This window comes from Segetibacter sp. 3557_3 (genome assembly GCF_004354985.1).
In the GTDB taxonomy this organism is placed as follows: Bacteria; Bacteroidota; Bacteroidia; order Chitinophagales; family Chitinophagaceae; genus Segetibacter.
Window position 1 is genome coordinate 116,003 of record NZ_SMSK01000013.1, and the last position, 14,129, is coordinate 130,131.

At 43.6% G+C, this 14,129-nt stretch carries 13 protein-coding genes; all 13 read left to right on the plus strand.

The window, feature by feature from the left end:
* Positions 1 to 51: 51 nt before the first annotated feature.
* The 13 genes from EXU57_RS17670 (at position 52) to EXU57_RS17730 (ending at position 13,890) form a co-directional block, all read left to right on the plus strand.
* The gene (locus tag EXU57_RS17670) at positions 52 to 987 is read left to right on the plus strand and encodes a hypothetical protein (protein WP_133269569.1); all 936 of its coding nucleotides are present in this window, start codon (positions 52 to 54) and stop codon (positions 985 to 987) included.
* A 47-nt stretch (positions 988 to 1,034) separates the two neighbouring features.
* Positions 1,035 to 1,964 carry a glycosyltransferase family 2 protein gene (locus EXU57_RS17675; RefSeq protein ID WP_165958192.1) on the plus strand — a complete coding sequence of 310 codons (930 nt, stop codon included), beginning with the start codon at positions 1,035 to 1,037 and terminating at the stop codon, positions 1,962 to 1,964.
* 8 nt (positions 1,965 to 1,972) lie between these two features.
* Complete coding sequence (locus EXU57_RS17680) at positions 1,973 to 3,019, plus strand: NAD-dependent epimerase/dehydratase family protein (protein ID WP_133269571.1); 1,047 nt, start codon at positions 1,973 to 1,975, stop codon at positions 3,017 to 3,019.
* 8 nt (positions 3,020 to 3,027) lie between these two features.
* Positions 3,028 to 4,098, plus strand: a complete 1,071-nt coding sequence (locus EXU57_RS17685) for an acyltransferase family protein (protein WP_133269572.1) — start codon at positions 3,028 to 3,030, stop codon at positions 4,096 to 4,098.
* 62 nt (positions 4,099 to 4,160) lie between these two features.
* Complete coding sequence (locus tag EXU57_RS17690) at positions 4,161 to 5,162, plus strand: glycosyltransferase family 1 protein (protein WP_133269573.1); 1,002 nt, start codon at positions 4,161 to 4,163, stop codon at positions 5,160 to 5,162.
* A 2-nt stretch (positions 5,163 to 5,164) separates the two neighbouring features.
* Positions 5,165 to 6,325 (plus strand): glycosyltransferase family 4 protein, encoded by a 1,161-nt coding sequence (locus EXU57_RS17695; protein WP_165958193.1) that lies wholly within the window; start codon positions 5,165 to 5,167, stop codon positions 6,323 to 6,325.
* A complete protein-coding gene (locus EXU57_RS17700; protein WP_133269575.1) occupies positions 6,325 to 7,347 on the plus strand; it encodes a glycosyltransferase in 1,023 nt (340 codons plus the stop codon). The genes EXU57_RS17695 and EXU57_RS17700 overlap by 1 nt, the downstream gene beginning before the upstream one ends.
* Positions 7,348 to 7,351: 4 nt before the next feature.
* A complete protein-coding gene (locus EXU57_RS17705; RefSeq protein WP_133269576.1) occupies positions 7,352 to 8,344 on the plus strand; it encodes a Gfo/Idh/MocA family protein in 993 nt (330 codons plus the stop codon).
* The gene (locus tag EXU57_RS17710; RefSeq protein WP_133269577.1) at positions 8,328 to 9,413 is read left to right on the plus strand and encodes an NAD-dependent epimerase/dehydratase family protein; all 1,086 of its coding nucleotides are present in this window, start codon (positions 8,328 to 8,330) and stop codon (positions 9,411 to 9,413) included. Before EXU57_RS17705 ends, EXU57_RS17710 begins: the two co-directional genes overlap by 17 nt.
* A 359-nt stretch (positions 9,414 to 9,772) precedes the next feature.
* Positions 9,773 to 10,726, plus strand: a complete 954-nt coding sequence (locus EXU57_RS17715) for a glycosyltransferase family 2 protein (protein ID WP_133269578.1) — start codon at positions 9,773 to 9,775, stop codon at positions 10,724 to 10,726.
* Between the two features lie 122 nt (positions 10,727 to 10,848).
* Complete coding sequence (locus EXU57_RS17720; RefSeq protein ID WP_133269579.1) at positions 10,849 to 12,225, plus strand: hypothetical protein; 1,377 nt, start codon at positions 10,849 to 10,851, stop codon at positions 12,223 to 12,225.
* Positions 12,191 to 13,336 carry a glycosyltransferase family 4 protein gene (locus EXU57_RS17725; protein ID WP_133269580.1) on the plus strand — a complete coding sequence of 382 codons (1,146 nt, stop codon included), beginning with the start codon at positions 12,191 to 12,193 and terminating at the stop codon, positions 13,334 to 13,336. The genes EXU57_RS17720 and EXU57_RS17725 overlap by 35 nt, the downstream gene beginning before the upstream one ends.
* Positions 13,333 to 13,890, plus strand: coding sequence for a WcaF family extracellular polysaccharide biosynthesis acetyltransferase (locus EXU57_RS17730; protein ID WP_133269581.1), 558 nt, complete (start codon positions 13,333 to 13,335; stop codon positions 13,888 to 13,890). Before EXU57_RS17725 ends, EXU57_RS17730 begins: the two co-directional genes overlap by 4 nt.
* Positions 13,891 to 14,129 lie beyond the last annotated feature (239 nt).

Here is a 14,129-nt window from a genome sequence, read left to right on the forward strand (position 1 = left end):
TAAAGAGGTCACCATTAGACCTTGGCATTAAGTGACCACAAAACGATTTATTTGAAAAACGATATTTCAGTTATCCTGTTTGCAAACAGCAAGGATTTCTTTCTTACAAAAATTTGTGTAGCCAGCATACGGTTTTACTCTCCGGATGTTAAGATTTACCTGGTTAAGGACAGATTGAACGGGGATTTTCGTACCCGGTATTTCGAAAAAGCCTGGAATGTACAAATCATTGAGTTTCCCAACAGGTACCTCGGCTGGGGAGCAGGAAAGGTCCACATTCTTAACTACGATAAACTGCCTAACGAGCGGTACCTGATTCTTGACTCCGACATCATCTTCATTGGTGATGTAATCGGAAGATTAAAAGAGAAGAGCAGCGACTTCATTGTTCATGGCGAACGCTACCCAGAGCCATTTACAGACCAGGTTAAAGAGACTTTTATCGATCCCGAGGCTGTTTTATCGGTTTACCCGGAGTATGAATATCCTGGTTATTTCTTTAATACCGGCCAGTTCGTAGCGCGTTTGAATGTTATTTCGGATGACCTGATCACACCAGGCTTCAATCCGCATACTTACTCTTATTTTTTGCACCGCCATTTGTTTCGATTACCCGACCAGGCATTGTTAAACACGATACTGCCAACGGCTGCGAAAAGAAAAGAGATCACGTTAGACGAAATGGAATTTATGCTTTGGAGTGGCGATTTCTTTACCAAGCCCGAGAATAACAATCCGGAATTGTTTAAGTCAGGTGATAAGTACCCTTACTTAGTGCACTACGCCGGCGACGTAAGAATTACAGACCTGGAAAAAATGAAGGGGAATAAGGTGCTTCAGTTTTTCAAAGACTTATACGAAAAGAAGTTGTCGCCATCTCAAAGGGCTTTTAGCCGTGCTCAGGACTCGTTATACTCATCAGACCTTCTTCGAAGATTGATATTCATTAAGAACAGGGTTCTCATGAAGTCCGTCGGTATAAAGTAATTCTATATAAGCTCAATATTTTCCATTTTATTATGCCGGATGTGCCAATGATTTCTGTGATCACGGTGAGTTATAACAGTGAACAGTATATTTCGAAAACGATCGAAAGCGTGCTCAGTCAAACATGGCCGGAGTTTGAATACATTATTGTCGACGATAACTCTACCGATAATTCCTGGAAGATAATCAATCAATATCCTGATAGTAGAATAAAAGCCTACCGTAATGAGTCGAACCTGCGCGAATATCCGAACCGCAACAGGGCTGTTCAACTGGCAACAGGCAGGTATATCATCTTTATCGACGGCGACGACGTGATCTATCCAAATGCGATTGAAACGTTCAATTATTATATCAGGTTGTTTCCCGAAAGCAGTATGTTTTTTACACGGGAGTGGGATCCGAGAATATTGTATCCCTTCCAGGTTGATCCCGAAACCATATACCGCTTTGAGTTTTTGGACGGGGGTATCATGGGAGGCAATTTTACTAAGGTCCTCTTTAAAAGACAGGCAATTCTCGACGCTGGGCTGTTTCCTGTACACATCAGTACGGGTGATAGTTATATGCAACTTAAAATTGCTTCTAAGAATAAAGGGGTTGCAATCAATGATGGCTTAACCTGGTGGCGGAGAAGAAAAGGGAATGCCACGGAAAAGTTCTTTAAAACCAACCGGCATCTTGCTGAAACAATCAACTACAAAATAGCATTCATCAACCATGCTGATTGCCCGTTAAGCAAAGAGGATAAGGAAACTGCAAAGACGAATATCTATGGGTTGTATTTACGGAGTCTTTTTCGTATGATTACCCATTTGAAGTTAAGTGATGTGGGATATTTATGGAAGAACATAAAAGTACCGCGCGAATATTACCGCACGGTGTTTATTCGTTCCAGAACAAACTATTTTAACAATCATAACGGCGATAATCCTTTGCATACGCCAGTGGACTCAAACAAATTGCGCAATAATTAAGATATAACATGAAAATTCTCGTAACAGGTTCAAGTGGTTTAATTGGTTCTGAAGTCTGTGTATACTTTGCAGAACAGGGACATAGCATATACGGAATAGACAATAATCAAAGGGCAGTTTTCTTTGGGCCTCAAGGCGATACCCGCTGGAACCAGGAACGTTTGCAAACAACACTCAAGAATTACACACATTATGAGCTCGACATTCGTAATCGCCAGGGTGTGTTAGACCTGATGAAGGAGTTGCGGCCGGATGCTATCGTGCATACCGCAGCGCAACCGAGCCACGACCGTGCAGCAAGCATACCCTTTGAAGATTTTGACACCAATGCGGTAGGTACACATAATCTCTTGGAAGCGGTGAGACGTTTTTGCCCCGAAACGCCTTTCGTACACATGTCTACGAACAAAGTATACGGGGATGCTCCAAACCTGATCGCACTTAAAGAAGAAGAGACACGTTGGGATTATGCCGATGAAACGTATGCTCACGGTATCCCTGAAACCTTTACGATTGACCAGTCCAAACACTCGCTTTTTGGTGCTTCGAAAGTAGCAGCAGATGTGATGGTACAGGAGTATGGCAGGTATTTCAATATCCCAAGTTGTTGCCTCCGGGGTGGATGCCTTACAGGACCAAACCACTCAGGTGTTGAGCTTCATGGCTTTCTGAGTTACCTTATAAAATGTAACCTCGAGAGAAAAGAATATAAGATATTTGGCTACAAAGGAAAGCAGGTTAGGGACAATATTCATTCTTTGGATGTTGCAATGTTTATTGATAATTTCATTAAGAATCCCGGAGTTGCCGAGGTTTATAATTTAGGTGGCGGAAAAGACAACTCTTGCTCGATTTTGGAAGCATTCTCAATTGTTGAGAGTATTACCGGAATTCAACAGGTTTATTCGTATGTTGACGAGAACAGGATAGGGGATCACATTTGCTATTATAGCGATCTTCGTAAAATGAAACAACATTACCCAAATTGGGACATTACTAAAAACTTGCGTACAACTTTCGAAGAAATTGTGGAAAGCTGGAAAAAACGTATTTAAAATATAAGGTGTACCCGAGAATTGCTCAAGAAAGTAAGCGCGTTAACCCACACCCCCCCGCGGTTCGATTTAAAGAACTGGATACTTTAAGGGGGGTCGCTGCTTTGTATGTGATGCTTTTTCACCTTTCAAGGATTGCAGGTTACGACATTGATTTTTTGAATACGGGTGTTACAGGGGTAGACCTCTTCTTCATCATCAGCGGCTATGTGATTTTTATGTCGCTTGAAAAAACCCGAAAGTCACGCGACTTTATTATCTCCCGGCTTTCAAGGCTGCTGCCATCATACCTTGTTATGATGGCAATAACGATTGTCACCATTCTACTATTTGCGAGTAGTCAAACGCCTTCGTTAACTACAGTACTTTTCAATACCACCATGCTTCAGCCGTGGTTTTCGGTGCCGTATATCGATGAGTCGTACTGGACGCTTACGGTGGAACTCCTATTTTACGTTTCGATGTTGGTTTTGTTTCGAATAAGAAAGCTCGACCACATAATCAAGATCGGCAGCATTGTAATTGCTTTTCTATTTATCTACTACTACGTTACCTCCCGTTACTTGCCAGAGAGCCGTTGGTTTATCGTACCAAGGCACCTCTTTCCAATTTCCAGTCACTTCCAGTTATTCTTCGCCGGAATAATATTCTATAAACTCAAATTTGTGAGTAACCAATGGCACAGCCATCTGCTGCTTGCCATCTGCTTCCTGTTAACCCTTTTCTTTTTCGATATGTCGGGCAGGGCACATTTTTTTATCGAATTTGAAACTTACGCGTTTGCCGTGTTGGTATATTTCATTGTTTTCTACCTGTTTGTTTTCAACAAGCTGTCTTTTTTGAATATCAGGATGCTGGTTTTTTTTGGCAGCATTTCGTACGGGATTTATTTACTGCACCAGGAATTTGCAATTGTACTATATCCCTATTTCGTAAATACCCTTGGTTTAAACCCCATCATGGCGATAGGTTTGTTGTCCGCCCTGATCATTGGCATAGCTACTTTCGTGACTTATAAAATTGAGCTGCCAGTTATCAAAATTATTCGTCATAAATACATAGGTTTTTCCCCAAGGTAATTTCGGCAAGCCGTAATGGTATATTTTTGGTAAACCTTCTCGGTTTACAAATATTATTGGCAATGAAGCATGTAGTAATAAAAGACAATGAACTAAACGGCTGGGAATATGGGATGCTTCGATCTTTTGAACGATCCATTGTTGAAGTAACCGGGGCGACAATCGCTAACATACCTGCATATAGCATTTCCAAAAACTACATGAACCATTTTGGACACTCCATGAACAAAGCATTCATGCGGAAAGTGTTGCCAAAAGATAGATTTGACCTTGAAGCAGATGTGGCCTGGTACATTCTCATGGGTCCAGAAAATTATAAACTAGACCTTTATGATGGCTGGAACGGCAAGATAAAAACAAAGGTTCTATACCTCTACGATACCCTGCCCGAACAGTACCAAACCATCAAAAAACTGTTTTCTTCAAACACATGGGATGTTTGTATCACTTCCTTTAACGATGCGGTTCCTGTGCTTGAAGAACTTACTGGCCGAAAATGGCACTGTGTGCCGCAGGCAGCCGACCGGCAGATTTTTACCCCGGTTAATTTTGAAAACAAGCTGATACACTTTTCTTCTTACGGGCGTAGGTTACCCGTTTTGCACGAGGCACTTATCGAGTTCTGTAAGGTGAACGGCTTGTATTACGATTATACTACCCACGACGGTAAACACCCAACGGCTGACTCTGTAGAATTGTACAAACAATATGCATGGCACCTAAACCATTCATTGTTTAATATATCGTGGCCGGTTGAAGTAACCAACCCGGTTAGGGCCGGCAACTTAAGACCAATCACTTGCAGGTGGTTTGAGGCGGCAATGGGCGAATGTATTATCCTTGGTAAAAAGCCGGCAAATCATCAATTCGACATAGAATTAACAACCGACCTCGTGGAAGACTTTGACGCGTTTGGCAGTAAAGCGTCTATTTTTAAACAACTCGATAAATTTTGGGACAACAGGGTATCGCTGTTTGAGAAAAGCAGGCGGATACGCACAGCAAATCAGGATAGGTGGGACTGGGAAACCCGGGTAAACACCATCCTGGATTTAGTTAAATGAGCATGGAAAAAGTAAATATTGCGATTTGCGTCGCGCATCCAATACAACATGAAATTCCGTTGTACCAGGAACTGGCCAAAATACCCTCGGTTAACCTAACTGTACTATATTTTTCTGACGTTGGTATTGGCAACTTCAATGTTTACGGATTGAAGAACATCAGCTACGGTATACCAGTTTTAGAAGGGTATAATTACAAGATCTTAAAAAACATCTCACCCTTCAAGACTTACAAGCTACAGTTTATTGCTCCCGATGTAACCAAAGAGCTGGCAGCTGGTAAGTTTGACAAGGTGATCCTATACGGATACAACTCTCCTACCTCGATTTTTGTAATGCGGTATTGCCGCAAACATAACATCCCCTTATATCTCCGGGCAGAAGGGGAGTCCGTTCAACCCATTTCGTCGAAAAAACAAAGGGTAAGGCAATTACTGTTGCCGAGAATATTTAAGCGCTTCGATTACTTTCTGGCATTATGCGAAGCAAACAGGTCGCACTACCTTGAATTTGGGGTTACCCCCGAACAGGTAAAGTTTATACCTCAAACGGTTAACGACGAGTTTTTCGCCGGTTATGATGAAAGTAATTTCGATGGGCTTAGGAACAAGTACGGCATTACAAGCGACGACATTGTATTTGTTTATGGTTCAAAACAACGGGCAGACAAGCGCCCAATGGATGCGGTTAAGGCATTTTGTGAGTTGCATGGAAGTGTAAAAGCAAAACTGCTGATGCTTTCTGACGGGCCTTTAAGAAAAGAATGCGAAGCATATGCAAAGGCACATGATAAGTACACCCGGATAGTATTTACCGGTTATATTGAATTTACAGAGATGCGCGATTTATTTGGCCTAAGCGATGTACTCATCATGACCTCGTTCGAAACAATTGGCGCAACGCTATACCAGGCCTTGTTTTCAGGTTTGGCCATTCTTTCGTCTGATATGGTGCCCGGCTGGCTCGACCTGGTAAAACCAGGAATCAACGGACTCGTATACCGGGCTGCCTGGCTCGATTCCCTTGTGAAAACAATAACGGCGATGTGCGAGTCGCGCGAGCTGATCGAAACAATGAAGGCAAACAGCAAGCAACTTTCAGAGCAATATACATCACAACTTACTGCCGCTAAACTCGCGGCTGAACTTACGAATTCCCATTGATGAAGATTCTTATAGTAGGTTCAGATAAGGTTTGGGCCATCGAACGCTTTTATCACAAGTACCTGAATGAACTCGGCGCCAGCACGGAGTTCTTCCTTGCCCAGTCTGTTTTCTACGATTATTATGGCAAAAGCATTATAAACAAGATTATTTTCAAACTGGGACTGTCGCCCATTTATAAGATCATTAATAAGCAATTCAGGGAGGTGATCCTTGCTAATAGACCCGACGTTATTTTCATTTTTAAAGGAATGGAAGTTTTTCCATCTACCATCAACTGGGCAAAACAGCAGGGGATAAGGGTAGTAGGGTATAACCCTGACAACCCATTTTTATTTACAGGTAAGGGCAGCGGAAACAAAAATGTAACGGATTCGATAGCGCTTTATGACCTGCATTTTACCTACAATACCAGTATTCAAAAGCAAATCGAAAAGGAATACAAGTTACCCGTAATATACCTTCCTTTCGGGTTCGAACTCAGTGAGGATCTTTATGAAAAGTGCAAAGCTGAACAGGAAGTTGTACGGGTCTGTTTTTTAGGCAACCCCGATCCCGATAGGGCAAAGTTTATTAACAGCATCGCCGAGGCCGGAATACCAATCGACTTGTATGGTAATGACTGGAACAAATTTGTTAACCATCAAAACATCAGGGTATTTTCCCCCATCTATGGCGATGAATTCTGGCGAACCCTGCGTAAATACCGGGTTCAGCTAAACCTCATGCGTGTGCACAACCCCGACTCACACAATATGAGAAGCTTCGAAGTACCCGGCATAGGGGGTATCATGCTTGCGCCGGACACGCTTGAGCACCGAGGTTTTTTTGAGCCGGACAAGGAAGTGTTTCTCTTCTCCGACCAACAGACCTGTATTCAAAAAATCAAATACCTGATAAGCCTCGATCAACAGGGTGCCGGACAGATCAGGGATCGGGCAAGAGCGCGTTCCTTATCATCGGGCTATACCTATAAAGACAGGGCAGCGCAAGTTTTAAAAGCCTTAAAGGAACTATCGTAAATAAATGAGCAAACAATATAAAGTAGGGATCATCGGTGCAGGAAATATTGTGGAGTCAAGCCATCTGCCGGTATTACAGAACTTACCCAATGCCGAGGTAGCCTGGATATACGATATCAATCAGAATCGTACGGGGCTGCTTTCGTCGATGTATGCTGTGCAAACACTCGGAGGCGCTCCTGAAGAGGGAATCAAAAACGTCGACATTTGCCTGATTACCATTCCGTATGGTGTTCGCCAGAATTATTACCAGGCTTGTTCAGCCGCAGGTAAGGCGGTGTACGTTGAAAAGCCTTTTGCCTTATCTGAACAAGAGCACTTGCAAACCAGTTCGATGTTCAGGCCGTACCAGTTGGCAATTGGTTTTCAGCGACGCAGTTACAAGATCGTTTACCAACTACGTCAGCTTGTGCAAAGCGGGGTATTTGGTAAATTAAAAAGCATAGCCTTTACCCAGGGCTATTTTTCTTTAAAAGGCGGTCGGGGATACCTGAGCGATGCGAAACTTGCCGGAGGGGGTGTAATCATTGAAAGCGCCATACACTCTTTCGACCAGATGTTGCAGATAACCAACGCCACTGATGTTGAAGTTTTGAACGTAGACTACCTTCAAAAGAATGGTATCGACTACGATTCGGTAACTAACTCCGTGCTTACAACACCAACCGGTTCTGTGGATGTGGTTTCAAGCGTTTCTACCCTTCGTAACCTGAAAAATGGGGTAGTTTTTACTTTTGAGAACGCCTGGGTTGAGTGCCGCTTTTCGGCCGACTCCGATTTAAGGGTATACGCCAACTCGGGCAAGCAGCTCTCGTTCGACATTGAGGCCCTCCTGGCAAACGAAAACAATATTGCTACCACTGTAGGTGCTTCTTTCTACTTTTTCTGGAAAAAATTCCTGGAAGCGCTGGACGAAGAAAAAGCCAATTTCACCTCGGCACAGGAAAGCTTACTTACTACCAAATGGATGGAGAAAATTTATGGAAAGATCAAATAAAGAAAAGTTGCGCATAGCCATATTTGCTGCGAGCAGCCAGGTTGGAAGTTCGGTTGCATTTTACCTGAAGCATTTTACCAACCATGAACCCGTTTGTTTTATCCGATCGAAATACAGCGCTGTTTTTTTTGAAATGGCGGGTATCACTACGATTTCTGCAGACATAAACGACGGTGCCGTACTAAAAGAATACCTGAAAGATGTTGACGGTGTACTCGATTTTAGCTTTCCGTCGGGCCAGATCTTCGAGATTCCCGGATTGATCGAAAAGAACTTCGAAGGCATAATGGGCAATATGCCGGCAGGCATCCCCTTTTTTCATATGAGCAGTATTATGGCTTATGGAATGCCGTCCGACGACAAACATCTGCGATCATATTCAATGCCCCGGGCCTCTTATGGCTATATAAAAAGAAATGCTGAGCAAAAAGCCCTGGCCGTAGGTGCAAAACATGGGGTACCTGTTTTTAACTACCGCCTCGGCCAGGTACATGGCTTCCTGCAGTCGGTAAGTGAGTCCTTCAGGGAAAAACTTGCCGCTGAACCCACAGCCTACCTCGATGGTAACCCCTCAGACCTCACCAATACCATTTTTATTCCTACACTTGCCGAGGCAATTATCAAATCTGTTACCGGAGAAATGAAACCGGGACTTTATACCCTCGTCGCCTCCCCACAATGGACCTTAAAAGAACTTTACGACTACTACCTCGATTGGTATCAATTGGATACCATGTTGAACTACAAGCCGCAGACTGCGGGACACCAGGTGCCTTTTGTTGCAAAGGCTTTCAGCCAACTCAAAAAGTACCGGCCACTTATTGAAACTTACCTGCTGCTTAAAATGCCTGAAACTTCAGTTAAAATAAAAGGCAGGTTTAGAAAGAGTGAGATAGCCAACCAGGTTTCCGGTGAAAGCATTAAATATGTTGACTTCAACCTGCTCGGAACGCCCACGACTGATGTGCCCAAAGGCATAAACAGCAGCGTGGCAAATGTAAAACAGGTTGAACAAGCCATGCAGGACCTGTACCTTTCCATGCTAGAAGCACGTATCGTAAAAGCATAGTTACACCAGCGCCCGCCAAACTAACCCGGCACCTTTATCGGTATTACAGCAGCTCAGTTTCGACCTGCAGGCATACCAATAAGGACCGGGAAATCGGCATTACGCGTTTATAATTTTTGGATACCGGTAAACGTTATAATTCGAAAAACATTTTTTGGTACAGTTCCGTCTTAAAGCGCTGTTAACTAATGTTCCTTAAAGATAGCGTGGTACAAGAGTGCGACGCAACGGCTGCTACATAGTACTACCTTTGCCTGGTTCAAAATAAAAACAGTATTCCGGCATAAGTTTGTACCGTGTATGGTATTCGTGCATTCTCCCCTACGCGGGTAGGTCGCACTTGCCGCAACTTAATAGCAATGACACCTGATTTAGCAGTTATAATACCCACCTTTAAAAGAACCGATAGCCTTGAAAGGCTGTTGGACCATTTGGAAGCACAGCAAGGCGTTTCGTTAGAAGTTATTGTTGTTGACCAAAATGAGCCCGGTTATTTTGCGGGATCACTGTTGCAAAAACTTCAGCAGCTTATTTGGGTAAAACAACCGGTGCCAAATGCCTCGGTTGCAAGAAACAATGGCTTCGCCCACTCAACAGCACCACACATTCTTTTTGTTGATGACGACTTAGTGCCGGAGCCAAAGTTCTGTGCAGAGGGCTTAAACATTTTTAAGACTCACCAGGATATAAAGTGCTTTGTTCCGTTGGTTTATGCACATTCCGGTAAAAGTCTTGCCCTGCAATCAGGAAAGGAGAAGTTTACCGAAGAACATTCCTCCGGAACCGGCATTTTCGGGATCACCGAAACAATAAGTGCCTGTATATTCTTTGAGCGCTCGTATTACCAGCAATCCGGTGGATTTGATGAGTTGCTGTTTGAATTTGCAAAAACTTCGGAGGACCAGGAATTCTTTTTGCGAATGAGAACCAACGGTTTAAAGCTTTGGTTGGTGCCATCAATCGAGATCTTTCATGATGAAAAAGTGGGTGGCGGTTGTGAACTTCGAACAGCAGGATACTGGAACACCCGGACCAAATGTATGCGGGCAATCGCATTACGGCACCGCATACATAAAGATCAACCCGGTGCGCTGTCGTTGTCGGACTTATTGCAACTATCACGATCCTCATTCCTGAACAAGCGCGCTATCACTTCCGGTGTCGGCAACCTTGTTTCGGAACTGCGGCTGCTTAAGAAGAGCATAGATGAAAGCCGTACTTTTTTCGAGGCCAACCGTAATGTTTACACCTCCGGTAAACCCGATTTTTTGAAAAATCATTCAAAGAAAAAGCAACAGGTAACTAACTATTAACCGGCTAAACCGCTGATCAACCGTACGAGTTTTTCAGCGGCGAAACTTTTTCCTTTCCTTTCACGTCTATAAAGTAAGCCGGTGTTCAGGATGGTTTAACAACCATTAACCGGGTAAGATATATGGAGCAGCATTTTGTAAAAAAGTCATTGGTATTTGCGCTAACAATTATCCTGATTATTAAGTTTTCTTTCCCGCTCTATACATTATTGGGGTTAGTAGCCCTGTTTGTATTTTTTCAACAACTCGGCTTTCTTATTCTTCAACTGGGCGACTGTATTCCTTACCGCAGTTTATTTGGGGTGATGATGTGTTTGCAAATGTTGGTTGGTCCCTCGCTGGTGTACAACGGCCTTGAGGATGATACCTCTATTTACCGGATGAAGATACCGCAGGAGGAATACTTCTTTTATGTATTGCCATCCATCATACTTTTTTTACTTGGCTTGTACCTGAGGGGCAACAAACGTGGCGAACTGTTCGACGCCGAAGCGATTACGGAACTGGTCAACAGGAATAAAAAGATGCCATTTGCCTTGATTGCCGTTGGTTTTGCGGCCTCGTTTGCAGGCGGCAGTGTGGCAGGAGGACTGGGGTTTATTTTTTACCTGATACAGATGTTTAAGTTTATCGGCTTATTCCTGCTGTTTTTTGGCGATTATAAGTTTAAGATAGCGTGGTTGTCGGTGATCTTTGGTTTATCCGTAGCGTCGTCGTTTGCGCAGGCCCTGTTTCACGACTTGCTGACCTGGATTATTCTTGCCGGCACCTTTATCTGTATGCGTTATAAATTCACCTTCCCGGTAAAGATTGGCGCATTCCTGGTATTTGCTGCGCTGGCCATATTTCTGCAGACCATCAAAACCAGTTATCGCCAGATTGTATGGGAAGAAGGTGCAGCGGGCGATCTTGGAGCAATTACCGAGGCGAGCCGTAAAACCCAGGAAAGTACAGGTGGGATATTTACTGCGGAAAGTATTTCTGCCCAGGTTGTACGAATTAACCAGGGATGGATCGTTGCATCGGTAATGGATAATGTTCCGAACAATGAACCTTATGCAAACGGGCAGTCGCTGTACAAATATTTTGAGGCCGCCCTGTTACCCCGGTTTTTGGCGCCCAATAAACTGGAAGCCGGCGACCAGGAGATTTTTACCAAGTATTCCGGGATACGAATAAGTGAGGGAACGTCGATGGCACTGAGTTCTGTTGGCGATGGTTATGCCAACTTCGGCATATTTGGTGGGTGGATCTTCATGTTTTTTTACGGCCTTATGTTTAACTATGTTATCAAGCTGGTGGGTAAGTATTCAAGGATTTTTCCGGCACTCGTTATGTTTGCCGCAATCATATTTGTTTATCCCATCAGACCGGACTGTGAGCTGCAAACGATTTTAGGTCATTTGGTAAAAGCTTCGTTCCTCATCTTTTTACTTCACAGGACTTTTCCCAACTACTTTAAACTTGAACAAAAAGCCCAAACTCTTAATTTTAGTTGATTGGTTTGCGCCGGGTTACAAGGCCGGCGGACCTATCCAATCATCCGTTAACCTTGCTATTGCTTTAAAAAATGATTTCGAGGTTTTTGTACTTACTGCCGATACCGATCATGGGGAAACCCTGCCGTACCCCGGTATAGTGCCGAACAAATGGACAAACGACTTCGATTCGCAGATCAGCGTTTATTACGCCCGTAAAGCGACCTTGTCTGCAGGCCAGATAAAGCGGGAGATGCTGGCGGTAAATGCCGACTTTGTTTACCTCAATCACATGTGGAGCCCGATGTTCGTGGTTTATCCATTATGGCTGAAGTATGTCGGCGTAATTAAGGGTAAGGTAATTGTTTGTCCCCGTGGTGCGCTTTACGACAGTGCATTATCGGTGAAGCTGTACAAGAAGAAACCATTTTTATTGGTTTTTAAGCTGTTGCAAATCAGTAAAAAAGTAACTTTCCACGCGACAAATGATCGTGAGAAAACGGCAATTTTAAAATACTTTCCTGGTGCCAGGGTTTTAACAGCGGACAACCTGCCAAAGACCCTTCAAAAAGAATGGGTTCCAATATCAAAGGAAAGTGGATCGGTGAAGTGTATATTCATCGCCCGGATTGTACCGATCAAAAACATTTATTATTTACTGGATGCACTTTCCAGGGTAAAGTGCAAGGTTGAATTGAGCATTGTCGGACCAATCGAGGACCAGAACTACTGGAACTCCTGCCTTCAGCTTATCAGTCAGTTACCTGCAAACATCCAGGTAAAATATAAAGGCAGTATCGAAAACGCTTTGCTCGCCGATATCGTAAATACACATCATATTTTCGCCTTACCCACAACAGGCGAAAACTTTGGCCATTCAATATTCGAAGCACTACTAGTGGGGCGCCCTGTGTTAATTAGTGATCAGACGCCCTGGTTGAACCTTCCGGACGACAAAGCCGGGTGGGACTTACCCCTAAATGCTCCTGAAAAATTCACAGCTGTGATAGAAGAGGTTTGTGCCTGGGACCAGGCAGCATTCGATGAATGGTCCCATTCGGCATGGAACTATGCGCGAAAGTTTATATCAAAGCCTTCATTAAAAACAGATTACTTAGAACTCTTTTCATGAATCACTTGAAAAAGGTTAACAACGCCCTTTATACGGTTAGTATAGAGATCGGAGCGTCGCGCCTTAAACAGATGGCCTGGTACATTATTAATGTCGTTTTTTTCAAAAGCAACCTTTTTATATTTTCTTCCTTCAAGGTAACGTTGCTCAGGTTCTTTGGTGCACGTGTTGGTGCCGGTACGGTTATCAAACCGGCGGTAAACATCAAGTACCCCTGGAAACTCGAGATCGGCGAACATTGCTGGATTGGTGAAAAGGTATGGATCGACAACTTATCTGAAATAACAATTGGTAATAGCGTAACGATTTCGCAAGGTGCTTTATTGCTTACGGGCAGCCATGATCATTCAAAAGAAACCTTCGACTATATCTCTAACCGTATTGTTTTGGAAGATGGGGTTTGGATAGGTGCAAAAGCAACGGTTTCGGGTGGGGTTACGTGTAAGTCGCAGAGTATACTGGGTATAGGTTCGGTTGCGGAACACAATCTCGACTCGTACATCATTTATAAAGGCAACCCAGCGATCCCCGTAATTACGCGAATGATTTACTAGCAAAACAGGGGTGAGTGTGTTTGAACGGGTTTTGTTTAAAGGCATTTTTTTTGGAGACCGGCAGTGGGATCACGATGAGGCTTTTGTTGTGTCACTCACTTGTACGGCAGTAATGCTAAGCAGCCGGTTTTGGTATACCAGCGAATGTGGAATTATAAATAACAGCAAGGAGGTACTTAACAACAGGAAGGAGTGCCACCTGGTTTTTTGTTGACAGGCAGTAGGGTCAACCAACAAAT

Coding starts and splice junctions, on each gene's coding strand:
- EXU57_RS17710 (WP_133269577.1), top strand. CDS start 8,328: ATGGAAAGATCAAATAAAGAAAAGTTGCGCATAGCCATATTTGCTGCG.
- EXU57_RS17700 (WP_133269575.1), top strand. CDS start 6,325: ATGAAGATTCTTATAGTAGGTTCAGATAAGGTTTGGGCCATCGAACGC.
- EXU57_RS17715 (WP_133269578.1), top strand. CDS start 9,773: ATGACACCTGATTTAGCAGTTATAATACCCACCTTTAAAAGAACCGAT.
- EXU57_RS17695 (WP_165958193.1), top strand. CDS start 5,165: ATGGAAAAAGTAAATATTGCGATTTGCGTCGCGCATCCAATACAACAT.
- EXU57_RS17675 (WP_165958192.1), top strand. CDS start 1,035: ATGATTTCTGTGATCACGGTGAGTTATAACAGTGAACAGTATATTTCG.
- EXU57_RS17705 (WP_133269576.1), top strand. CDS start 7,352: ATGAGCAAACAATATAAAGTAGGGATCATCGGTGCAGGAAATATTGTG.
- EXU57_RS17730 (WP_133269581.1), top strand. CDS start 13,333: ATGAATCACTTGAAAAAGGTTAACAACGCCCTTTATACGGTTAGTATA.
- EXU57_RS17680 (WP_133269571.1), top strand. CDS start 1,973: ATGAAAATTCTCGTAACAGGTTCAAGTGGTTTAATTGGTTCTGAAGTC.
- EXU57_RS17690 (WP_133269573.1), top strand. CDS start 4,161: ATGAAGCATGTAGTAATAAAAGACAATGAACTAAACGGCTGGGAATAT.
- EXU57_RS17720 (WP_133269579.1), top strand. CDS start 10,849: ATGGAGCAGCATTTTGTAAAAAAGTCATTGGTATTTGCGCTAACAATT.